At 39.7% G+C, this 23,736-nt stretch carries 18 protein-coding genes and 1 pseudogene; 6 read left to right on the plus strand and 13 right to left on the minus strand.

The annotated features are described in order from the left end of the window. Positions 1 to 270 precede the first annotated feature (270 nt). Positions 271 to 834 carry a Uma2 family endonuclease gene (locus PN471_RS18270; protein WP_271778050.1) on the plus strand — a complete coding sequence of 188 codons (564 nt, stop codon included), beginning with the start codon at positions 271 to 273 and terminating at the stop codon, positions 832 to 834. A 50-nt stretch (positions 835 to 884) separates the two neighbouring features. On the opposite strand, the gene PN471_RS18275 is transcribed toward PN471_RS18270, so the two are convergent. Continuing rightward, positions 885 to 1,616 (minus strand): GDYXXLXY domain-containing protein, encoded by a 732-nt coding sequence (locus tag PN471_RS18275; RefSeq protein WP_193895707.1) that lies wholly within the window; start codon positions 1,614 to 1,616, stop codon positions 885 to 887. A gap of 656 nt (positions 1,617 to 2,272) precedes the next feature. After that, positions 2,273 to 3,724, minus strand: a pseudogene (locus tag PN471_RS18280) (DUF2157 domain-containing protein); the annotation flags it as partial. A gap of 235 nt (positions 3,725 to 3,959) precedes the next feature. On the opposite strand from PN471_RS18280, the gene PN471_RS18285 reads away from it, so the two are divergent. After that, positions 3,960 to 4,913, plus strand: a complete 954-nt coding sequence (locus PN471_RS18285; RefSeq protein ID WP_271778051.1) for an RsmB/NOP family class I SAM-dependent RNA methyltransferase — start codon at positions 3,960 to 3,962, stop codon at positions 4,911 to 4,913. An 88-nt stretch (positions 4,914 to 5,001) separates the two neighbouring features. Here the strand turns inward: PN471_RS18285 and PN471_RS18290 are convergent, their stop codons facing one another. From PN471_RS18290 to sipA, 6 genes are all read right to left on the minus strand, one after another. Continuing rightward, complete coding sequence (locus PN471_RS18290) at positions 5,002 to 6,390, minus strand: cobyrinate a,c-diamide synthase (protein ID WP_271778052.1); 1,389 nt, start codon at positions 6,388 to 6,390, stop codon at positions 5,002 to 5,004. Between the two features lie 187 nt (positions 6,391 to 6,577). Continuing rightward, complete coding sequence (locus PN471_RS18295; protein ID WP_271778053.1) at positions 6,578 to 8,476, minus strand: CheR family methyltransferase; 1,899 nt, start codon at positions 8,474 to 8,476, stop codon at positions 6,578 to 6,580. A gap of 142 nt (positions 8,477 to 8,618) precedes the next feature. Then, on the minus strand, positions 8,619 to 9,212 hold the full coding sequence (locus tag PN471_RS18300) for a chemotaxis protein CheB (RefSeq protein WP_271778054.1): 594 nt from the start codon (positions 9,210 to 9,212) through the stop codon (positions 8,619 to 8,621). Positions 9,213 to 9,370: 158 nt separating this feature from the next. After that, on the minus strand, positions 9,371 to 10,240 hold the full coding sequence (locus PN471_RS18305) for a polyphosphate kinase 2 family protein (protein ID WP_271778055.1): 870 nt from the start codon (positions 10,238 to 10,240) through the stop codon (positions 9,371 to 9,373). 168 nt (positions 10,241 to 10,408) lie between these two features. Continuing rightward, positions 10,409 to 10,966, minus strand: coding sequence for a peroxiredoxin (locus PN471_RS18310; RefSeq protein WP_271778076.1), 558 nt, complete (start codon positions 10,964 to 10,966; stop codon positions 10,409 to 10,411). A gap of 55 nt (positions 10,967 to 11,021) precedes the next feature. Further along, on the minus strand, positions 11,022 to 11,264 hold the full coding sequence (gene sipA / locus PN471_RS18315) for a regulatory protein SipA (RefSeq protein WP_193895691.1): 243 nt from the start codon (positions 11,262 to 11,264) through the stop codon (positions 11,022 to 11,024). A 565-nt stretch (positions 11,265 to 11,829) separates the two neighbouring features. On the opposite strand from sipA, the gene mnmG reads away from it, so the two are divergent. The 3 genes from mnmG to PN471_RS18330 all read left to right on the plus strand — a co-directional run bounded on the left by mnmG (position 11,830) and on the right by PN471_RS18330 (position 17,079). Further along, positions 11,830 to 13,743 carry a tRNA uridine-5-carboxymethylaminomethyl(34) synthesis enzyme MnmG gene (mnmG, locus tag PN471_RS18320; RefSeq protein ID WP_271778056.1) on the plus strand — a complete coding sequence of 638 codons (1,914 nt, stop codon included), beginning with the start codon at positions 11,830 to 11,832 and terminating at the stop codon, positions 13,741 to 13,743. 243 nt (positions 13,744 to 13,986) lie between these two features. Beyond that, positions 13,987 to 15,246, plus strand: coding sequence for a hypothetical protein (locus PN471_RS18325; RefSeq protein WP_271778057.1), 1,260 nt, complete (start codon positions 13,987 to 13,989; stop codon positions 15,244 to 15,246). A gap of 168 nt (positions 15,247 to 15,414) precedes the next feature. Further along, the gene (locus PN471_RS18330; protein WP_271778058.1) at positions 15,415 to 17,079 is read left to right on the plus strand and encodes an alpha/beta hydrolase; all 1,665 of its coding nucleotides are present in this window, start codon (positions 15,415 to 15,417) and stop codon (positions 17,077 to 17,079) included. 469 nt (positions 17,080 to 17,548) lie between these two features. On the opposite strand, the gene PN471_RS18335 is transcribed toward PN471_RS18330, so the two are convergent. The 4 genes from PN471_RS18335 to lepB all read right to left on the minus strand — a co-directional run bounded on the left by PN471_RS18335 (position 17,549) and on the right by lepB (position 21,655). Next, positions 17,549 to 19,288, minus strand: a complete 1,740-nt coding sequence (locus PN471_RS18335; protein ID WP_271778059.1) for a R3H domain-containing nucleic acid-binding protein — start codon at positions 19,286 to 19,288, stop codon at positions 17,549 to 17,551. Positions 19,289 to 19,333: 45 nt separating this feature from the next. Then, entirely contained in the window at positions 19,334 to 20,572 is a 1,239-nt protein-coding gene (gene ldpA, locus PN471_RS18340) for a circadian clock protein LdpA (protein WP_271778060.1), read from the minus strand. A 77-nt stretch (positions 20,573 to 20,649) separates the two neighbouring features. Continuing rightward, a complete protein-coding gene (locus PN471_RS18345) occupies positions 20,650 to 20,994 on the minus strand; it encodes an MOSC N-terminal beta barrel domain-containing protein (protein WP_271778061.1) in 345 nt (114 codons plus the stop codon). Between the two features lie 4 nt (positions 20,995 to 20,998). Then, on the minus strand, positions 20,999 to 21,655 hold the full coding sequence (gene lepB, locus PN471_RS18350) for a signal peptidase I (RefSeq protein ID WP_271778062.1): 657 nt from the start codon (positions 21,653 to 21,655) through the stop codon (positions 20,999 to 21,001). A 283-nt stretch (positions 21,656 to 21,938) separates the two neighbouring features. Here lepB and PN471_RS18355 point away from each other — a divergent pair, with 283 nt between their 5' ends. After that, the gene (locus tag PN471_RS18355) at positions 21,939 to 23,258 is read left to right on the plus strand and encodes a dihydroorotase (protein ID WP_271778063.1); all 1,320 of its coding nucleotides are present in this window, start codon (positions 21,939 to 21,941) and stop codon (positions 23,256 to 23,258) included. Here PN471_RS18355 and tsaE read toward each other — a convergent pair whose 3' ends face one another. Next, the gene (tsaE, locus tag PN471_RS18360; protein WP_271778064.1) at positions 23,259 to 23,711 is read right to left on the minus strand and encodes a tRNA (adenosine(37)-N6)-threonylcarbamoyltransferase complex ATPase subunit type 1 TsaE; all 453 of its coding nucleotides are present in this window, start codon (positions 23,709 to 23,711) and stop codon (positions 23,259 to 23,261) included. Positions 23,712 to 23,736: the final 25 nt, after the last annotated feature.

The following is a 23,736-nucleotide window of genomic DNA, read 5'->3' on the forward strand; positions in this document are numbered from 1 at the left end:
ATATTTTGTTCGTTTCGTCGCTGTAGCCTTCTTTGTTTTCGCTACGCTCAAATACAATTTGGGCTACGCAACTCAACTCACGCGCATTCATCCCACGCTCCTAAGAGTGAGACGTGGGGCTTCTGCTGATTAAGCTAAAATTACAAAATATAGCGATTATTGGTCGAATAAAATATAGTTGAGGGCGCAGAAGAAAGCACCCCACTGTCTTTAAAGTTTAAAACTTTACCTCACTGATTTTAACCCAGAAAAATTACACTAATAAACATAATGAACACTGTTACCCTGAATCTAGATCCAGTTGTTCGCCTTACAGATGATCAGTTTTACCAACTCTGTATGGCTAATAAAGATGTAAACTTAGAACTCAATGCACAGGGAGAATTAATTATTGTGCCACCAGTAGGAGGAGAAAGCGGCCGTAGTGAATCTGATTTAAATTTCAAAGTAAGTCTTTGGAACTACAAAACCCAATTAGGAATAGTATTTAGTTCCTCTACTATTTTTCGACTTCCTAATGGTGCAAAACGTTCTCCTGATGTTGCTTGGGTAAAATTAGACCGGTGGGAAGCACTAACTGTTGAAGAACGAGAAAAATTTCCCCCACTCGCACCTGATTTTGTCATTGAACTGAGATCAAAAACAGACAGACTTAAAACCCCGCAAGAAAAATGCACCGAATATATAAATAATGGCGTGCGTTTGTGTTGGTTAATTAATCCCTACGATAAACAAGTAGAAATTTACCGACTGGAACAACCTGTAGAAATTGTTCAATTTCCTGTATTACTGTCTGGAGAAGATGTGTTATTAGGGTTTGAATTACAATTTTGAAATCCACAAACAATTTATCTTGAGGTGGGCATTGCCCACCCTCAATAATGCTATTGAAAACGATAATTGCGGCCACGTCCACCATTCGCATCTCTTATGGATAAACCAATGGGAATAGCATTACCTTGAGGATCTACTTTTACCCTCACTAAAATTGGTTGTTGTCTACCATTTCTGGTTTCCTGAATTTGCGAAATATCCTCATTAATCTGCTGTATTTGTTCTTCAGAAATGAAATAGTTTTCCAACCCATAATTAATCAGACCATCTTGATAATTACCTTTTAACGCTACCTGATTACTAGATAAAGAAACAGGACGATTACTACTTACTCGGATAGGTTTCCAAGACTGAAGTTCATTTCTATCAAAAGATTGTCGTTCTTGCAAAATTAAATATAAGATACTCCCTTGGGAAATTTGTCTACCCCTGCGAGAATTTCTTCGCAACCAATCATTCCAACCCGGTAGTCTTCTCAAAGTTTCAGGACGGGAAATATTATAATCTAAGTTCAATGAAGAACCCCGGACAACATCATTAGAATCTACAGGTACAGTTTGCAAAATTACTGTCTTACCCGTCATATCTGTATACATTGCCTGAGACGGTACAGCCAGGATTAAACCTACTTGAACTAATAAAGGGGCAATTAATCGCCAAATCGGTAAAGGTTTATTAGCTTTCTGTTCTGTAGCCATGAGATAATCCCGAAAGGTCAATTTTTCGGAAAATTCCATTTCTGGAGTTAAGGTTTTTTTTGATTCAGGGAAGTCATTTTTCATGGAATTAATTTAGTTAGTAATAGATAATAGGAAAAAATACTTTTCCCATTCCTGCTAATTTTTCGATAGGAATTTATCCGCAGAGATTTATATAGAAAGAACTCAGATTTAATTTTTTGTGAGTAAGTAGAAAGGCTTAAAAAAGTCGAACTCAGGTGTCTGAATTTTGATTGAGAATCATCCTCTTACCTTCTACTTCGATAATCACCTCCACTATTGCCTCTGTTATCCCTCTCCCTTTCTCTATCCCTCTCCCTCTCTCTTTCTCTATCCCTCTCTCTCTCTCTCTCCCTCTCCCTTTCTCTATCTCTATCCCTCTCTTTACTATCGTTAGTGCCTCCACTACCACTCCGATAATCACTGCTACTATTGCTTTTGTTATCGCCTTTACTGTCGTTAGTGCCTCCACTACCACTCCGATAATCACTGCTACTATTGCTTTTGTTATCACCTCTACTATCGTTAGTGCCTCCATTACCACTCCGATAATCACTGCTACTATTGCTTTTGTTGTCACCTTTACTTTCGTTAGTGCCTCCACTACTAGTTTTATTCCCGCTATTCCCGCTATTCCCGCTACCACCGCTATTCCCACTACCACCGCTATTTCCACTACCACCGCTATTTCCACTACCACCGCTATTTCCACTACCACCGCTATTACTAGTTTTAGAAGTAGTAAAGCGACGTTCAAACCAAAGTCCGGCAGCAATGAGGGAATAACCGCAAATACCAAATACTAAAGCCCGGAAAAGAACCTCAGTATTATATTCTAAAACCCGGCTGATAATTTGCAGGGTAAATAATAAAATACCACACCAAAATGCAGGTCTTTTTCGTAACTTCAACCCTTCCTGAACTAATCCCCAGGCTAAGATTGCCAATAAAATATTGAAGATGAAAATGCCTAGTTCAGTAATTCTAGTGATAGCTTGATGCCAAAAAGGAGTAATCAGAAGAAACCCTAAAAAAGTAGTAATAATGCCAATTCTGAAGAATAGTTCTCGTCGAAGTGGACTATTGCTTTGACGAATTAGGAACAACCATTGCAAAACTGCCAACCCGCTGAGAATCCCTAAATCAATAATTGGCAAAGATGGTGATATATTCGATAAATTATTAGTTGAATCGAAGGGATTTAAAAATGATAAACTGCCACTATAATCTATAGATTCCCATTGAGAACGAAAAGACAAAAGATAAAAAACCACCCCAAAACAGGTTAAGCCTAAATTACGTGCTAGGGGTTGAAATAACCGATAATTAACTGTGGGGAAAAGTAAATCGTCATAACTCCAAAGTAAGGCAGGTGGTAAAGCCAAAGCAAAGGAAGCTATCCAAGAAACTACATCAGAAAATGTTAAGAGTGGTAAAGGTCTGAGGTTATATTGCAAAGATATAATAAATGCCAAAACTCCCATGCCAAAAATCCACCGGGATCTGCAAATATAAGCTAAGGGAACAAACAGTAACCATGATAGTAAAGGCATATGGCGAATAGCTAACCGCGCCCAAGTCACTTCTCCAGATTCAGATCCTAAATTACCAATTCCTATCCAGTAACCGATTTGAATAAGGACAATGGCCATAATTCCCAAGGAATTGAGGGAAAGACTATAAGCCATAACTAATACCCCAAACCCCCAAGCTAAAAATAACTCAGAAGCTGAACCGCTAATATTAAAGATTTGCCCCATTAACATGAGGGTTGCCCCTAAAATAAAAGCACTGAGAATTAACAATGCTTCTCCGAGTACCCGTTTACCCTCTTGAGATTTTTTACCTTGATTTGTGGTCAGTGTAGGTTCTCGCCAAGTCAAAAACCCAGTAATGGCTGTGGAGAGAAATAAACTCATTAACAAGATAAACTTAACGTCCCGTGACCAACCCTGCCAATTTGCACCCACAAGGGTCATTAAACCTAAGCCTAATAGTAAACCACCGATGATAATGGCAATAACACCAAAACTATCACGGGTAGATTCTTCTATTTTATTAAATTGATGCCGCTTGGCTATTTGGTCATACTGGGAAGAACTAATAATTCCTTCGTCTCGCCAACGTTGTGATTCTTGGCGCAGTTTTTGCTGAAAATTGTTAAATATCATGACCTCTCCGGTACATAAGTGTAACACCAAATCTAAAATCGTAATTTGGCATGAGTTTGACGAACATTAACAAAACAAGGTTAGCCTCTAGCTAAAAGCCAGAAGCCATAACGGACGAACTCAGGTAACGCCATGTAAATATCGTTCAATGTCTTTTTAGTATGCAGCCAAATATATTGATTGCATTGTTCTCATGTAACATTTTCTCTTCTGATTTAATTTGGTAGAAATTAATATGGAAAAACCTTCTAATTTATTGCTTAAAGTTACCCGACAATTATTTACAAATGTAGATGAACAAACAAAGTTTATAGATGCTTTGGTTCATCCCCAACCTTTTGCACCCTGCATTCTTTGGTGTCAAGATCAACCAGAGATTTCGCCTTTTTCAGTACAAACGCCAACACATTGGCAACCGCATTTTGTAGACCGTTTATCTTTGGGAGAAAAACCAGGTAAGCATTCTCTCCATGAACAAGGATATTTTTACTGTTTAGATTTTTCTTCGGTATTTTCTGCTTCGGTTTTGTTGGCAATTCCTGAATCAATGTCTATAGTTTTTGATATGTGTGCTGCCCCTGGTGGTAAAAGTGTGTTTGCTTGGAGGGCTTTAAAACCTGATTTGCTAATTACTAATGAGGTGATTGGTAAGCGGTTGGGAATGCTAATTTCTAATTTAAAACGTTGTCAAATTAAACCCAGTGGGGTAGTAAATAGAGATTCGAGTATTTTTGCAGAATTGTTGCCAGCTTCGAGTAATTTGGTGATGGTTGATGCCCCTTGTACCGGGCAATCTTTACTAGCTAAGAATGAGAAAGCACCGGGATGTTTTCACTCAACTTCAATTAATAAAAGTGCTAATCGTCAAAAACGGATTATTGCTAATTCTGCCCAAGTTGTTGCCCCTCAAGGTTATTTAGCATATATGACTTGCACTTATTCTCCTGAAGAAAATGAGCAGGTTTGTGAATGGTTTTTGGAACGGTTTCCGCATTTTCAAGCGGTGGAAGTTGAACATTTATCTACTTTTCAATCTCGGTTAACTAGCATTCCTTGTTATCGGATGTTTCCTCAATATCGGTTGGGTACTGGTGCGTTTACGGCGTTGTTTAAAAATACGATGGTAGGTGATATGAAGGGGGTTGATTTAGAGTCTATGTCTGCTATGTGGAGATATCAGAGTGTGTAATTTTGCTGAGTGATCAGCAAGGTCTTGAATGTTGAATACTAGAAATATATAGGGGTTGCTGAAAAAGTTGTCTGTGAGGGCTAGGAGGTCAGGAGTCAGGAGTCAATTCTTTTTGATGTTTCAAACATTCTTGGATGAATCTTTGAGGAATGTCTACACTTTCTCCCCAGTGTTGATGAATGTAAGAAGCATGAACATTAGGTAAATTCCAACCTTCAAAACCTGTATGTTCATCACAATCATAGCGATAGGTATTAAATAATGGTTGAGAGGAATTAGTGATTAAATGAGAACGATGAAATTCATGTCCAAAAATGTTTTTATTGATATCAAGTAAAAAGGTATTTTCTAAAATTACTGCGCGACGATATCCTAATGTTAATCTTTTATCCATTTGTGCATGAGTGGGTAATATTCCTACCATTGGCCAAGAGTTACCATCAAAATCAATAATTTTCTCACACAAATACATCAATCCTCCACATTCTGCAATTGTGGGTATTCCTGCTAAAATTGAATTTTTGACTGCTTGTATTACGCTGATATTTTTAGACAATTGTTGTGCGAATACTTCAGGAAAACCTCCACCAAAATACATTCCTTGGATATCTTTGGGTGGTTGATCGCCATTCAATGGACTCCAAAATACTAATTTTGCTCCTAATTTTTCTAGTAAATCTAAGTTGTCTTGATAGTAAAAATTAAAGGCTTGATCTCGCGCTACAGCAATTTTTACGGAAGAATTGAGAATTGGGAACTGGGAGTTGGGAATTGGGGAAGATGCTGATTTTAAAAGTGGTAGAAGTTGATCCCAATCAAAGTGAATATCACCTAAATCAGCTAAACTATTAACTATCTGATCTAGTTCTGCTAGTTCTGCGGTGGGAATTAAACCGAGATGACGGTCAGGAATGGTAATGTTATCTTGTCTTCTTAAAACACCGAGTATGGGTAATTGTAAAGGTGCAAGAGCAGCTTTTAATAGTGATAAATGTCGCTCACTTCCGACTCGATTTAAGACTAATCCAGCAACTTTAATTCTCCTATCTAAAGAACAATAACCGTGAGCGATCGCCGCTACTGAACCAGATAAACGACTACAATCAATTACGAGTATTATTGGGATATCTAATAATCTAGCCACGTGGCCTGTACTAGCAAAGTCGGTTTTTTCATTTGTGTTTGACAACTGGCCAATACCATCAAACAAACCCATGACACCTTCAACTAAAGTATATTCAGACTCTGAAGAATGATGGTAAAAACATTTTTGCACATAACTTTCTGAAGTTAGCACAGCATCTAAATTTCGGCAAGGAAGACCAGTCACATATTGATGAAACATCGGATCAATATAATCAGGTCCCACCTTAAAAGATTGCACTTTTACACCACGACGACGTAAAGATGCTAATAGGGTAAGTGTAACTGTTGTTTTCCCGACTCCACTCCGTTCTCCAGCAACAATTATAGACATAGATTAGCAATTAAAGATTAACAATTAAAAATAACGATTATAGATTCTAACTTTTGACTGGGCGCAGGCCCTGCGCCCCTACCTCATGTCTCTTTTCTCCTTTCTCCTTTGTTATTTCTTATTTCTTCCTTCTTCCTTCTTCTTTCTAACTCCTGACTCCTGACTCCTGACTCCTGACTCCTTGCTATTATTTTTCCCGTTGTCTTTCTTCAATTTCCACTGGAGAAATCATACTATGGATTTTCTCCAGGTCTATCATCATGATAATAATACCTTCCACTGTTTCTTTTAGTAAGGGACTACAGGCGACATAACATTGGATTTGCTTACCGCGACGATTAGTGGCGTTCAGAAGTATTTCTTGTAATTTCTTCTTACTAGATATAATATCACGAAGGAAAGTTCGCAGTCGTTCTACAGGTAAGTCAATATCTAAACTAAACCAAGATTTATTAATTACTTCATCACTGCGTAAACCCCACATATCTTCAACTGTATGATTCCAAACTAAAATATTAAAACTAGTATCTAAGACTACCATTCCTATTTGTAAAGAGCCTAAAATGGAAGACAGAAAAATATTAGTGTGGTCAAGTTCACTGGTGCGATCGCTTAATTCATGATTTATTGTTTGTAATTCTTCATTAGCTGATTGAAGTTCTTCATTCATTGTCTCCATTTCTTGATTGGTTGATTGCAGTTCTTCATTGGTTGTTTCTAATTCTTCATTGGTTGATTGCAATTCTTCATTGGTTGATTGCAATTCTTCATTGGTTGATTGCAATTCTTCATTGGTTGTTTCTAATTCCTGTCGAGAACGTTGTAATGCTGTTTGGAGTTTCACATAACGGGTGACATCATTAAAAGAGATTGTGACACCGAGAGTAGTTTGATTATTATCTTGTAAAGGAGTAATTCGCACATCTAAATATTGAACTTCTGAATTTGGCTGATAACGTTCAACATTTGTGCGTATCATGGGACGGCGTTCATTATATACTTGCTCGATTAAGGAGCGTAACTCTACAGGTCTATAGGATAATTCTAAATCCTGAAAAGGGCGATTTAAATCTCTTGTTGTCAAACTAAATAAACTCCGAGCTTGTTCATTAATCATAATTAATATACCATGATTATCAATGACCACTTGGGCGCTAGACGCTGTATCAAAAGCCAACTCTCTAAGTCGTAGTTCTTCAGAATAAACATTATTAGAGAATTCTTTATTTTGCAAATTTGTCATAACTAGTTGACGATTACGGATGTTTCCCAAAGATACTTTCACAAATACACGATCTTTTAAATGTATAGGTATAAATAAATTAGCGTGCATAACTAACATCTCTGCTTTTCCTAGAAACAGATAGCCATGATCATTAAGTGCAAAATGAAACAGATTGATAATCTTTCCTTGGGTTTCTGAATTAAAATACATTAATGTATTGCGACAAACCAATAAATCTAAACGAGAAATTGGTGCATCCTGAAGTAAATCATGACGACCAAAAATCACGCAACGACGCAAATCTTGACGAAAAACATAATTCTTATTCACTAAATCAAAATATTTATCGCGCAGTTCTAATGGAACTTCAATAATATTTTTGGTTGAATAACTAGCGTGACGAGCTTGGGTGAGAGCTTCATCGTCTACATCTGTTGCGTAGATTTTTACCCGCTTACGAAACTCTTCCATTCCCAATATTTCTGCTAGAATCATTGCTAAAGTATAAGCTTCTTGTCCAGAAGCACAACCCGCACTCCAGAACCGAAGCTGTTCATCTTTTCGTTTATTTTTGATGATATTAGGGATAACTTCTTTGGCTAAATAGTCCCAAGCTGAACTATCTCTAAAAAAAGCGGTCACATTAATTAAAATAGTATTAAATAAATTTTTAAATTCAGCTGGATGAACTTCTAAATAATCTTGATAATTCACAAAACTATCTATATTTAAAGCTTCCATCTCCTTCATAACACGACGCATTAAAGTTGAACGTTTATAACCTGTGAAATCAATCCCTCGATTGATTCTCAAATATTGGAGGAGATTTTCAAAATCAAGGTCTTTGTGTGGAGCATTCATAAAATCAATTAGGGTTTTACTAGAAACAGATACATATCCTCAGATGATTGTAAACTAAATTAATCTTGCTTACGGATATTGAATTTGTAAAACATTGTTTATACACAGTCAGCTTCTTATAATAACCTAAATTAGTGATATGTTATGGCAAACTAGCATGAGACATGATCAAAGTTATCAAAGCTGAAGAAATTTCTGTTAAAGGGAGGATGAAATCTACATTCCCTGTCTCAATTGCTGAAGATGGCATTCCCGGAAATTCAGCACTTTTGTCGTCCTGGACAATTACTGTTCCACCCATTTTTTTGATTGCTTTCACTCCCATTGCGCCATCACTGCCAGTTCCTGTGAGGACAACAGCGATCGCTCTTTCTTTATAACTCGCTGCCACCGATTCAAACAACAAATCCGCCGAAGGACGGAGAAAATGCACCATTTCCGACTGAGATAACGAAACTGTACCATCACTATTCACCAACAAGTGGTTATTCGGAGGAGCAATATAAACAGTCCCCGGAGTGAGTTCGTCTCCTGCTTTTGCCTGGACTACTTGCAGTGGAGTCCGACGACTGAGAATTTCTGCCATAAGGGAGCGATGACGAGGATCTAAATGTTGAACCACAACAATTGCTGCTCGGAAATTTGCAGGTAAATTTGAAAGCACCTCAATTAATGCCGTTAATCCACCAGCAGAAGCCGCTAAAGCTACAATATCAAAGTTAGGAAGATTTGGCATATTTATCCTGTAAATTGTACCCTTTCCCAACCCTAAGATATCGAAATTCTCAACTCATTCCCTACATCTACAGACGTATAGATGAAAGGCTTAGATCCCCGACTTCTTAAAGAAGTCGGGGATCTTTTTATTTTTTTATTCACATTTCACTGACAAAGTTATTTTTCTGCTTCTAAAATTTTTTTCGCTGCTAACAATTGCTGTTTGTTTTCCTCACTAATTTGAGGATATTGCAAATTTAATTCCTGTAATTTTTTGCAAATAATATCCGCAACTACTAACCTTGTAAACCATTTGCGGTCAGCAGGAATAATATACCAAGGAGCAAATTCTGTACTTGTATGCTTGAAAACTTGCTCATAGGCATTCATATAATCATCCCAAAAACCCCTTTCTCTGACATCACTAACAGAAAGTTTCCAATTTTTCTCTGGTGATTCAATTCTTTCTAAAAAGCGTCTTTTTTGCACAGTTTTGGAAACATTCAGAAAAAACTTTAGGACAATTACCCCATTATTTACCAAATATTTTTCAAAATTATTAATTTCCTCAAATCGCTGTTGCCATATCTGATCACCTTTAGGAAAATTAGGTAATTGTTGTTTTTTGAGAATTTCTGGATGTACCCGTACTATCAATAATTCCTCATAATATGAACGATTAAATATGCCAATTCTTCCCCTTTCCGGTAGAGATTTCATCGAGCGCCACAAATAATCATGATCTAATTCCTCCTCACTAGGTGATTTAAAACTAAATACCTGACACCCTTGAGGATTCACCCCCGACATAACGTGCTTAATGGTACTATCTTTACCAGCAGCATCCATTGCTTGAAAAATAATTAACAAAGAGTAATTATTTTGAGCATAGAGAATATCTTGATATTTAGCTAATTGTAAAATACCAGCCTTTAATCTTTTTACCGCATCACTTTTTTGGTGAAATTCACACTTGTAACCTGGATTATAGTCTTTGATCAAAGAAATCTGATCACCTGGTTTCACAATATAAGGATCATGATTCATATCAAAAAATTAGCCCTCCAATGGAATTATACCTGGCGATTGGAAATCACAGCTACACAGACAAAACCTGCCTTCGCAGGTTAAACTTCTATTACTATTAGTCCACGCAGGTGGACTTTGTTTGTGTAGCCGCGATTTCTAATCGCCGTCTTGCTAATCGCCGTCTTTCTAAGAAACAGAAGATTGCAACTTGTTCAACATTTCCAAAACTTGCATACTGTGAATACTAGGATTAACCTTCACAAAAGTTGCGCGTAATATCCCTTGAGGATCAATAATAAAACTATGGCGCATAGAGACAACACCTATCCAAGAACCATAAGCCTTACTAACTTCACCCTTAATATCAGCTAACAAAGGAAATTTTAACCCCTCCGAGTCACAAAATTCTGCATGAGAATCAACATCATCAGCACTGATACCAATGACCTCAGTATTTTTCTGAATATATTTAGGTAAATCTTGCTGAAAACGTCGGGCTTCAATAGTACAACCAGAGGTAAAGTCTTTGGGGTAGAAATAAAGAACTACCCACTTACCCCGAAAATCAACCAAAGAGACTTTACCATTGCCTGTATTAGTTGGTAAAGTAAATTCAGGTGCGGGTTGATTAATTGTGGGTAATTTACCACCTAAAGCTTGAGCAGGAGGGGTAAAATTAAAGCAACTAATAACGGCCAAACAAGAAGCAAATAAGATGCTAATAAAAGTGCGACGAGAACCCATTTTCTCAACCAAAAAAATAACTTAAATAAGTTTACATTCTTGTTGTTCTCTATTTTCAATCTGATTGGGGATCAGACGGGTTTTCGATACTTTCAATGTATTGGCTATCTATGAGAAAAGCTCCTCTAGTAAAGCGCACACCCCAATAACCACCAGGGCGACGGTCAAGAACTATACCCTCTTCGCCAATATGAATTACTTCAGGGGGACGTAACATCGGCATTGGTTCAGCAGTTTTTAGGTATGGTGGCAATGATACCACACGGACTTTACTACCAATTGGGAATTCTGAAGACATTTTGCAATAGTTTGTACTCTGTACAGGACGAAAAATAGAGAAAAAGCTGAAAGAGGCAACAGAGAAAGGGTTTCATGGAAAGTTACCACAGGATCAAAGAAACCCCTATGAACCAGATTAACCTATTACCCCGGATTTCTCACCGAAATCCTCAAACCCTTATAAAATCTGGATTCTGGGTTTTCACACTGCATCGAAAATCAACTCCGTGAAAAATGCCCGAAACCGTTTCTCTATAAGGATTAGATATATTGCGATACCGTTCGCGGTAGCGTCTCGTTCGCATAGCGTTCCGAAGGAATAGAGATAGCGCGACCCAGGAATCGCATTGTTTGTGAGAAATGCGGGTTACGAGACACACTAAAACCACACTGGGAATGGCATGGAGCGCATCTAAGCTTTTTATCGTTATTTTTAATATCTTTATACGGTGGTTATCAAGAATTGTCAGTTAATAAATCCACGTTCCTAAGCTAGTAAAAACTGAAATCGCTCCTAAATATAGGCTAAAATACCGAATGTAATTAGCTTTTTAAACTTTAGAATTTTTAATTCTTCATTGGTTATGACCATGCACAGTTCCGTTGAATTCCGAGACGCTTATGATGTGATTGTCGTCGGTGCAGGTCACGCCGGTTGTGAAGCAGCGCTTGCCACTGCTCGCCTCGGTTGTCGAACTTTGCTATTGACCCTAAATTTAGATAAAATCGCTTGGCAACCCTGTAACCCCGCAGTGGGTGGTCCTGCCAAGTCCCAATTAACCCATGAAATAGATGCTTTGGGTGGGGAAATTGGCAAAATGGCAGACCGGACATACCTGCAAAAACGCATCCTCAATTCTTCACGGGGTCCAGCGGTGTGGGCATTACGGGCGCAAACTGATAAGCGGGAATATGCGGCGATAATGAAGGGAATTGTCGAAAATCAAGAGAACTTGACAATTCGGGAAGGCATGGTCACGGATTTAATCTTAAATGATAGTAATGAAGTTATTGGTTTAGAAACCTATTTTGGCGTATCTTTTCACTGTAAAGCTGTCATTCTCACCACTGGCACATTTTTAGGCGGTAAAATTTGGGTGGGGAATAAATCCATGGCCGCAGGACGCGCGGGAGAGTTTGCAGCGGAAGGGTTAACACAAACTCTGAATCGTTTGGGATTTGAAACCGGCCGACTGAAAACTGGGACACCAGCACGGGTTGATAAGCGTTCCGTTGATTACAGTCAAATGGAAGTGCAACCAGGAGACGAAGCTGTGCGGTGGTTCAGTTTTGACCCCCAAGTGTGGGTAGAACGGGAACAAATGCCTTGTCACATGACCCGCACGACTCAAGAAACTCATCGCTTAATTCGGGAAAACTTGCACTTGTCGCCAGTGTATGGTGGTTGGGTGGAAGCAAAGGGACCCCGCTATTGTCCGAGTATTGAAGATAAGATTGTCCGCTTTGCCGATAAGGAAAGTCACCAAATCTTTATTGAACCGGAAGGAAGAGATATTCCTGAATTATATATTCAAGGTTTTTCCACTGGTTTACCCGAAACTTTGCAAATTTTGATGTTGCGGAGTTTGACTGGTTTGGAAAATTGTGTGATGTTGCGTCCGGCTTATGCTGTGGAGTATGATTATTTACCTGCAACTCAATGTTTTCCCTCGTTGATGACCAAGAAAATTCCAGGGTTATTTTGTGCCGGACAGGTAAATGGAACGACCGGTTATGAAGAAGCGGCTGCTCAAGGGATAGTAGCGGGAATCAATGCAGCGCGGTTTGTGCGAGGTGAGGAAATGATTATTTTCCCCCGTGAACAAAGTTATATTGGCACGTTAATTGATGACCTGTGTACGAAGGATTTACGCGAACCTTATCGAATGCTCACCAGTCGGTCAGAGTATCGGTTATTACTGCGTTCCGATAACGCTGATATCCGCATGACACCTTTAGGACGGGAAATAGGTTTAATTGATGACCGGCGCTGGGATTTGTATAGTCAAAAACAAGAACAAATTACAGCGGAGAAAAAACGCCTTCATGTTACTAGAATAAAAGAGAATGAGGCAGTGGGACAGGCGATCGCTCACGATACCCAAGAAGCAATTAAAGGTTCTATTACCCTGGCTGATTTATTGCGTCGTTCAGGTATCCATTACATTGATTTAGAACGCCACGGACTTGATAACCCTATTCTCCAGCAAGCTGAAAAAGAAGGCGCAGAAATTGACATCAAATACGCTGGTTATTTAGCCAGACAGCAAAACCAAATTGACCAAGTTGCCCGTCAGGCAAATCGCCAACTACCTGGCAATTTAGACTACTCAACCATTGAGACTTTATCTAAAGAATCCAGAGAAAAACTCAACAAAGTTAAACCTCTCACCATTGGACAAGCAGCAAGAATTGGCGGAGTTAACCCAGCCGATATCAACGCTCTTTTGATATATTTAGAAGTAGCTAAAAACAAGACGGCAATAGGTAATGGGTAATGGGTAATGGGTTATAGGGAGGACAACTATTCTAGTAATAATTCTAGTATGGGAAATTTTCTTCTTCCTTATTCCTTCTCTTAGAGGGTGTTGGAAAAGTCATGATTGCTGTATCAAATATTTCACCCCTCCCTAACCCTTCCCTTATAAATGAGGTAAAAATGTGATGAAAATTACGGGACACCACTTTTAAAACATCCTCTTGGACAACTAACAACTGACAACGAACAACCGAAAAAGTCTATGTTACCCAAATCCAGCACTGATTTACTTATTTCAGAAGCGTCCGATAGCGCCAGTATGTCCTTAGGCATAGATTTCGTTAATAACCAGCCTTGGACAATAGAAAGCTATGCTGAAAGCTTAATGGACGAACTTTTTCATGATATTGACAACATTCTTGATGGTCGAAGCAAGCGAAATCATCATAGAGAGAGAACCGAATCTGTCCCCGTGCAAACCATGACATTTCAAATGCCAGATGTGGTTTTGCCCTCAAAACTTAATCGTCCATTACAATCTACTGCACCTATTAAAAACGTCCAAACCACTACACTAGTGGTTAATCATCCATCTATCAGAGCAATTACAACTACTGAACAACAACAAACCAGTGGTTTAGGTAAACTGATATTTATGGGATTAAGCCTAACCGTAGGGACTTTGGGAATGGTCTACTTGACCGAGTCTGGTTTATTAAATACAATAAATGCCCAATTAACTTCCCAAAGTTTACCAAATCACCAGACACTATCACCTGCATCTATAACCACAGATCCTCAGTTAGACTTAGTAAATTATATGTTGGAAGCCTTAACTGTCATAGAACAGCAAGGAACAACCTATAATAAAACAATTGCTAAACCAGGATTTCCCACTGTTAATCTCAATCAAACCACCGCCTCACCTTTACCAAATACCCAACCAACAGAAACCCTACCACTATCTGTAGCAGCAAATAATATGCTACCTGCTAATAGTCGTTTGACTACCCCTAATGTGGTTGAGCGCATATATATTCCAGTTTATCAGTCTCCTGCACCCAAATATCAAATACCAACTGTTCCCACAGTCCCAGTACCACCTACCTTACCTTCATCTTTAACAGTTAATAATTCGCCTACTATTAATACTATACAACCAGTAATTAAACCCATACCCAAAACATCACAGGTTAATCTCAAACCAGCAGCTGTTAATCCTCAACTAGTGAAAGTCGCACCACCGCAATTACCAACAATTGTTCCCCCTGCACCTGTAAAAGAAACTAAGAACATATCACAACAGGATTTATCACCTAGCTATTCTGCTCAATTAGAGGGACTATTGGAGTTGGGTAATAAATCCGTGGCTTTGTTTAAGGTAGATGGTATTAGTCGCCGAATTAATCTAGGTGAAAATATTGGTACTACAGGCTGGACACTCGTAGATGTCAGTAACGGAGAAGCTATTGTTCGTCGTAACGGTGAAGTTCGCTCCATCTACACAGGACAAAAGCTTTAATATAACTGTATGAGTCAAATAAAAATTCAACATCTGTGGATAATAGGGTTCTATCCAGGTAAGTAGGTGAACTCTATGGGAGTTGCTGATTCAGAAATGGGGTGTTCAAATGTAGGATAAAGACCGTAAAATCAGGTAGAATCTCCTAAGTTGAGGGGCAATATAAAGATGTTCACAGAGAAAAACTGGAAGAATTTTAAGGTATTTGCAGGGGCATTTTGTATTGTCGCCCTAACACCGTTTTTTGGAGTTAATTCTTCCGTACAAGCAGCAGATACAGTTGTGATTCGTTATGGACCCATAGAGGAATCTGTATCCTTGGAAGAGTTAAAAAAATCTACGGAAACTGGCAAATTACCAGATAGTTTGGGAACTTATACCAAAAGAATGACTGAAGAACAACGTCGTTTTTTGGTAGAGGGACTAAAAATCCGAATTCCCATAAATGTTGCTACTTTAGGTAGATTAATCAATACCCAAATTGGGACTACAATCCTTAGCGATGTCTCTACAGCTATTACCCGTCGAGATCAATCGGGATTACAAGCTATGAAAGGGGGATTGGTTTTAGCTGCTAATTCTCCACAGGGTTTATCTATACTAAGTTTTATTGCTGCCTATCCCAGTAAACGCCTAGAAATTAATTTACCCCAGGCTTTAACTGTGGCGGGGAGTTTAAATGGTGCATTTGTCCGCACTCAGCGGTTTATGTTTGGTCTTTCTCCCCAAGTTAACCCCAAAGATATCAAAGTTGCCTCTTCTCTAGATCCTACTCAAGCAGGAAGCGCACAGGTACAGATACTCAAGTTAAGTTTCAATGACCAAAAGCGTCAACGAAAAATTCCCCTGGATGTTTATTTCTCTACCGCTGTCAGTGTAAATAAACCCGTAATTGTCTTTTCTCATGGTTGGGGTTCGGTGCGGACTGACTTGCGTTATTTAGCCGAACATTTGGCTTCTTATGGTTATGTCGTTGCGGCTTTAGAACATCCTGGTAGTAATGAAACTAATTTCAAGGCGGTCACCAAAGGTAGAAAACAACTGGTTGCACCCCAAGAATTTTTAGACCGTCCCAAAGATGTGAGTTTTATTGTTGATGAATTGGAAAAAGTTAACCAAGCTGCGAATAGTCCTTTACGGGGAAAATTAGCAACTAATAATGTGATGGTTGTAGGTTATTCCTTTGGTGGGGGAACGGCTTTGGCATTGGCTGGGGGCGAATTACAAATCGAAACCCTCAAACAACGCTGTCAGCAAAACTTAGCTAAGGCTAACTTGGGTGAAACTCTTCAATGTGTGGCTCAAGCATTACCAGAAAAAACCTATCAATTGCGCGATGGGAGAATTAAACAGGCGATCGCTCTTAATCCTACCACTTCTTTAATGTTTGGGGAAACTGGATTAACAAACGTACAAATCCCTACATTAATCCTCTCCAGTTCCGCAGATAAAATCACCCCTGCATTAACTGAACAAGTTACGGGTTTTGCGAAAATTCCCTCTCCAAAATGGTTGGTGGGTGTGGTTGGTGCTTCTCATTTAAGCATCATAGATCCTAGTCTGACTCCATATCAAATGGGGAAACCAAATACACCTATCTTGAACAAAGAAGTAGTTGGAGAACAAGCTAAAGATGTGCGGCAGTTTCTCAAAGGTATTACCCTAGCAATGGCAGCACAGTTAACTCCTGAAGCTAGTCAATATGCTCCTTTTCTAACTTCTGACTATGCTCAAATTTCCTCAACTCGTCTATTTCCCTTTCGCACAGTGCGAGAACTTTCTCCTGAGATGATACAAGAAGCACAAAGTCCAGGTATGACAGCCAATAAATAATAGGTTGCAGGACGAACAAAAAGATAAAAAGGCTTGGAGGGTAAACCAAGCCCAACTTCACTCAGGGTAAAATATATAATCCATCCTATAGGTTATTTATATTTTCAGAATCCTTCTCAAGAGAGAATTTTGAAGATCTCAACTGGATATCCTCAATTTTCCCAATCCGACAAGGAAAAATGCACCTATTTCGAGACACCATTAGCCAAAACCTTGCACTTTTTTGTGGTAAAAATCCGCGAAACACTTTGTTAATAAATGGTTTTAGGTTTATTTAACAATCCCTATTTATAGCAATCCTAAATGAGTTATGAGCAACAAGATCCCCGACTTCTTTAAGAAGTCGGGGATCTGACTTTTGCAATGTTCACAAATCAAATAGGATTGCCATTTATTTCATAAATTCCCCTCCCAAGAATCCCCTGAAAAGACTTAAAAACAATCATTTCAGGGAAAATTTATCAACAACCTACGCCGGGTAAATTCTTAACCGCCGATTCGGTTCATCGCCAAAACTATCGGATTTGAGACGATAATGTTCCACCAACTCATGCTGCATTTTCCGCACTTGGGAAGAACGGGGTAATAACTCCACAGGCTGACCTTTAGGGATAACAATCTGCTCTACAGCAAGTCTTGCTTCCTCCAAAGCGTCCATTTCATCATCACCACCGTTGTGTAGTAACAGTTGTAACTCTCTGTCGTCGCCCATATCTGGATCATCAATATTTAGTAAGCGGCGGAGACTGCGAGTAATTTGGGGAATTGTACTAGACTTGATCACATGAATGGGGACATGACGAGCCTTAGCCATTTGTCTTAACTTAGCGTGATTCTTGACGTGCGATCGCAAAGCTAAAATAGCATCCGCACTATCTAAGTCTTTGGTCAATATCACTGGCAAAGTTAACACATTAATCACCTGTTCCAATTGGTGACGACTCACCCCATAGGGGTAAATATGCAATGGTAAATCTTCCCCATTGGGACCTGCTTGTTTACGGCTGGCAAAATCAAAACTTTCCGAGTAATTGAAAGATTCATCCAACAACCGGTCAAATTCACTGCGTCCCGTTGGTCTTTCTCTATCCAGAGATAAAGGTGGTAAAGCCACCATTTGTCCAGAAGAACGCCAACCATTAGGTTTAGCAGAGAGGAAAGATTCTTCCACATTCGTAACGTGACCATTACCATTGCCACCATTGACTACAGCCAACTGTCTAACAATAGCAACCTTGCCATGATCATCAACAGTTCTAGTTTGTGGAGTAGGTTGACGACCACGTAACAACGTATCAACCGTATCAGCCACAGACTCATGAACTACCCAGCGTTGCCGTTCCAACATTTCCACAGCAATCTCAAAAGTAGGCGGAGCTTTGCGTTCCAAAACCGTCTTTTGCGAACCACGCCGTCTTGCCTCATCATCTCCCAGTGTCACCGCCTGAATCCCCCCAACCAAATCCGACAGAGTAGGATTTTTAATTAGGTTTTCAATCTGATTACCGTGGGCAGTTCCCACCAATTGTACCCCGCGTTCGGCAATTGTCCGGGCTGCTAAAGCTTCCAGTTCTGTACCAATTTCATCAATGACAATGACTTCTGGCATATGGTTTTCCACAGCCTCAATCATGACTTGATGTTGTAACTCTGGCTGAGAAACTTGCATCCGTCTTGCCCGACCAATGGCCGGGTGAGCAACATCACCATCCCCAGCAATTTCGTTAGATGTGTCAATAATCACCACTCGCTTATGCAAATCATCCGCCAACACACGGGCGATTTCTCTTAAAGCTGTAGTTTTGCCAACACCAGGACGACCCAGCATGAGAATTGATTGACCAGTTTCCACCAAATCGCGGATCATGGCAATTGTTCCGAATACTGCCCTGCCGACACGACAAGTTAAGCCAATAATTTTACCACTACGGTTGCGGATAGCACTGATCCGATGCAAAGTTTGCTCAATTCCAGCCCGATTATCCCCCCCAAAATTTCCAACTCGTTGAATGCAATCATCTATCTGTGCTTGAGTGACCGGTGTTTCGCTCAGATACTCCGCTGCATAGGGAAACCGAGCTTCAGGGCGACGGCCTAAATCCAAGACTACCTCAACTAAAATATCCCCTTTCGGATGATTCTCTAATTTTTTTTGGAGGTCTTGAGGCAAAATATCTAACAACTTTTGGAGATCTTCTGTAATCGTCATGCTTTCTATTGGTGACTTGACGTTTTTAGAGACATGGTTGGAGCGTTACTGCCCAGACTTAATCTGGGAAACGAGAGTATGGGCAAGCCTTACAGCCTCCCACAGTAATTTCGGGTCTTCTTCTAGGCGCATATGACCTTGACTATCAGTGTTAATCACCTCCTTGTTTTCCAACTGGTCAAGAATGGGTGACAGCAATACACGAGCGTAACTACCATAGGCAATCCCAGAGATAAAGGCAGAGGGGCAGGGGGCAGGGGGCAGGGGAGATGAATTTTCCTGCTTATATCCTGTTCCTTGCTCCATTTCTTCATTTCCCCCCTTGCTCCCCGCTCCCTGCTCCCTTTCCTTATTTGCTCCCTGCTCCCTTGCCTCTTGGAGAAGTCCCATTCCCCGCAATTTAGGGACGGTGTAGCTATTAGTGCCGCCTGCTAACTGCACATATCCCGGTAGGTTTGCTGTCAAAACTTTTTGTCCTAATTTGATTGTGGCGATGGTAGTACCATCACCAATATCACCACTCATTGAACGTCCATCAGTTTGCCAAATTAAAAACTGGGGACGGGGGACAATTAAATTGTAAATAGCTTGTAGGTAATCAGTTAACCCTTCTCCATCGTTACAACTGATGGCTACCAATTTTAATTGATCTACCCAGGGTGTCATTGCATCCCATAACCGTTGGAATTCTGCCAACCGCCCCACTTGAGTATGAATTTCTACAGCATCTATTCCTGTTGACATAATCAATGGTGCGTTGCCCCTGGCAAGCGAAGCTATCGCTCCTGGCGTTGACACATAAGATTTTGTATAAATTATCCCATAGGGACAGATAGGAAGGCAACGGCCACAGCCATAACATTTTTCAGAAATTACTCCAGAAAAATCATCTTTGGTATTGTTAAATAAAATTGCTTGGGCTGGACAAATTTTTTCACATGGTCTGGAACAATCGCTAGGACAGTCCTGATTATTAAACTCAGCTTTCCGAAAATGGGGATCTTCACCATCATTGAGACTAACCATTAACAATGGTAAATTACCTGTAAAGGCAAAGCCTCGCTGCTGGGCATCCTCTACCAAGTTTTGGGCTATCAGTAAAGCTTCCTGAGTAGTGGCAATAACTGCCGGGTCGGCAGCTACATCTATACAGTCAGCACCCGCCAAAGTGTATGCTAACGTGAGATTTCTGACCGCAGGAAGATGTTGATAACTGGCTCCGCAAATCAATTTGAACCAATTACCTTGTTTTAGGGATTGTAAAGGGGCTAATAAATCAGTCACATTTCCATTATGCGTTTATTTCACTGGAAATTGCAGCCTGTGATCAGGAAAATTTAGATTTTTTTGTTACTAATTTTTTATTGGCATATTTCAATACTACTGCCCAAAGTAATTATTTTCCCTACTTCTGCCACGGGAACTCTGGTATTTACACTTAATCTATAAAAATGATTAAATTGCGCTGTATTTACATAAGTGGGCATAGTTGCTTGGCGTTTTTGCCCAAAGATTTTCTGAAAGTTTGGATAAGCCTCCCCTGTATAAGTGTCCCGCGTGGGGACAACACAACGTTGACAAGGGTTAATTCCTAAAAAGCGGACATCATACTGAAGTGCGCCACTGGAGAGAATAGTTGCCTCCTCTACTTCCATACCATCCAGTGACTTGATTGGATATAGCAAAATCCTTGCTAGGTATGACATTGTTTCATGGTTGTGGAGATGAATAGGCAGGAGATTTATCAATTGCACCCATTCTATCGAGAGGCCAAAAACGAACTACAGCCCGACCAATAATATTACTACGGGGAACAACGCCCCAACAACGCCCATCATAACTGTTAGGACGATTATCACCAAGCATGAGGTAGGAATTTTGGGGGATAACTTCTGGTTGAGCTAAAAAAGGAGGCTGAAGTCCAGTGCTATTGCAAGCATCAACGAATGTTTGTACGGTAGGAGCTAGGTAAACATCTTCCCGTAAAGGCTTGCTGTTGATATAGACTTTGCCTTTTCTCAATTCTACTTTTTCACCAGGCAAACCGATTACTCTTTTAATAAATGCTTCCCGTTCAGGATTATTTTGTATTTCTTGGGGCGGCGAAAATACTACTATATCTCCCCGTTCCGGTTTAGCAAATCTATACTTTACTTTATCAACAATAATTTTGTCTGCCTTCCATTGGTCTTTAACACCATGTAAAGTTGGTTCCATAGAGCCAGTGGGAATCCAACGGGCTTCAGCAACAAAGGTACGAATTCCTAGGGCTAGAAAGATACTCAGTATCATCGTTTTACCTAGCTCTACTATCCAGGAGTTATCGGGTTCTTGGCTAGAGTTTTTATCAGACGCTTGATTTTGCATGAAATTGTTGAAGTATGTTATCAGACTAGTATTGAACTCAGACGGAGAGACTTGATATTATTAATCTTAACAATATGGAGCAGATGGTAGGTAAATAAAGTAAAAAATCTAGTGTTTTTCTTTTATTCAGCTACAAACATTCAGGTTTTTAGCTTTCTTGACTATAAACATTTTTTAACACAAAACCAAAATCGCCGATTCTTCGTGCCAATTAAGTTTACCTTAAAGAAAAGGTTATCTATCATCTATAAATAGTTCCTTTATCCCGAAAAATTTTAAATCCATGTCAAATCCACAAAGTTTACTGATTCGCCACGCTGAAATTATTTTACCCAATGGTGAGTCAATGATTGGCGATGTGCTGATAGAAGGAAGGCAAATCACCCAAGTAGGGCAAGAAATTACTAATGCCACACCCACTTGTGACATTGACGCACAAGGATTAACTTTGTTGCCTGGTGTGATTGACCCCCAGGTGCATTTCCGTGAACCGGGTCTAGAATATAAGGAAGACTTATTTACTGCCAGTTGTGCTTGCGCTAAGGGGGGAGTTACTTCCTTTCTAGAAATGCCGAATACAAGACCTTTAACCATTACTCAATCAGCTTTAGATGACAAGTTACAACGGGCAGCCCAGAAGTGCTTGGTTAATTATGGCTTTTTTATTGGGGCTACGGCGGATAATTTACCAGATTTACTTTCTGCCCAGCCAACACCGGGAATTAAGGTATTTATGGGGTCAATGCACGGACAGTTGTTGGTAAACCAAGAAGAGGCACTAGAGGCGATTTTTGCCCAGGGAACTCGTTTAATTGCTGTTCATGCCGAAGACCAAGCGAGAATTAATCAACGCAAACAGGAGTTTGCGGGGATTACAGACCCGGCTATTCATTCCCAAATTCAAGATAATCTAGCTGCTTTGCTGGCAACGCAATTGGCGTTAAAGCTTTCTAAAAAATATCAACGCCGGTTACATATTCTGCATATGTCAACAGCAGAGGAAGCGGAGTTACTACGTGAGGATAAACCTAGTTGGGTGACGGCAGAGGTAACACCACAACATTTACTGTTGAATACTAGTGCTTATGCAACTATTGGTACCTTAGCACAAATGAATCCACCTTTGCGATCGCCCCATGATAATCAAGTTCTCTGGCAAGCTCTACGTGATGGTATTATTGATTTCATTGCCACTGACCACGCCCCCCACACTCTGGAGGAAAAAGCCCAAACCTACCCCAACACTCCTTCAGGAATGCCCGGTGTAGAAACTTCTTTACCTTTAATGTTAACCGCTGCTATGGATGGAAAATGTACTGTTGCCCAAGTTGTGCAATGGATGTCTAAAGCTGTCGCGGTAGCTTATGGTATTCCTAACAAGGGAGAAATCACCCCTGGATATGATGCTGATTTAGTTTTGGTAGATTTAAAAAATTACCATGAAGTTAAACGGGAAGAAGTTGTCAGCAAGTGTGGTTGGAATTCTTTTGAAGGTTGGAATTTAACAGGTTGGCCTGTAACAACAATTGTCGGTGGTGAAATTGTTTATGATCATGGTCAGCTAAATACACAAGTTCGCGGACAAGCTTTAACTTTTTCGTAGTTAGTTGTCAGTTGTTGATAATTCACAATTTACAGTAATAATTTCGGCTTGACGTTCGCCATTTTCACCATATTTTAAACATACCTTTAAATAACTATCTGGTAAATATGGCATTCGTTCCGCCCATTCAATAGCCACGATTCCCGGTGTTACTTCTATGCCTTCCCAGTAACTTTCGAGGTTCAATCCTGTAACTTCTTGAGGTTCTAGACGGTATAAATCTAAGTGATAAAGGGGAATGCGCCCTTCTGGGTACTCATTAATCAAAGTAAAAGTAGGACTAACAATAGAGTCGATTATTCCCAAACCTTTACCAATCCCTTGGACTAAGGTAGTTTTACCAGCACCTAAATCGCCTTCTAGTAAAATCACACTACCAGCATTTAAAGTCTCACCAAGGGTAATACCTAATTGTTGTGTTGCTTCCATATTAGGAAGGGAAATTTTATTCATTGGTAATTGGTAATTGGTAATTGGT

Origin of the sequence: Aphanizomenon sp. CS-733/32 (assembly GCF_028330045.1) — a bacterium.
Lineage (GTDB): Bacteria > Cyanobacteriota > Cyanobacteriia > Cyanobacteriales > Nostocaceae > Dolichospermum > Dolichospermum gracile.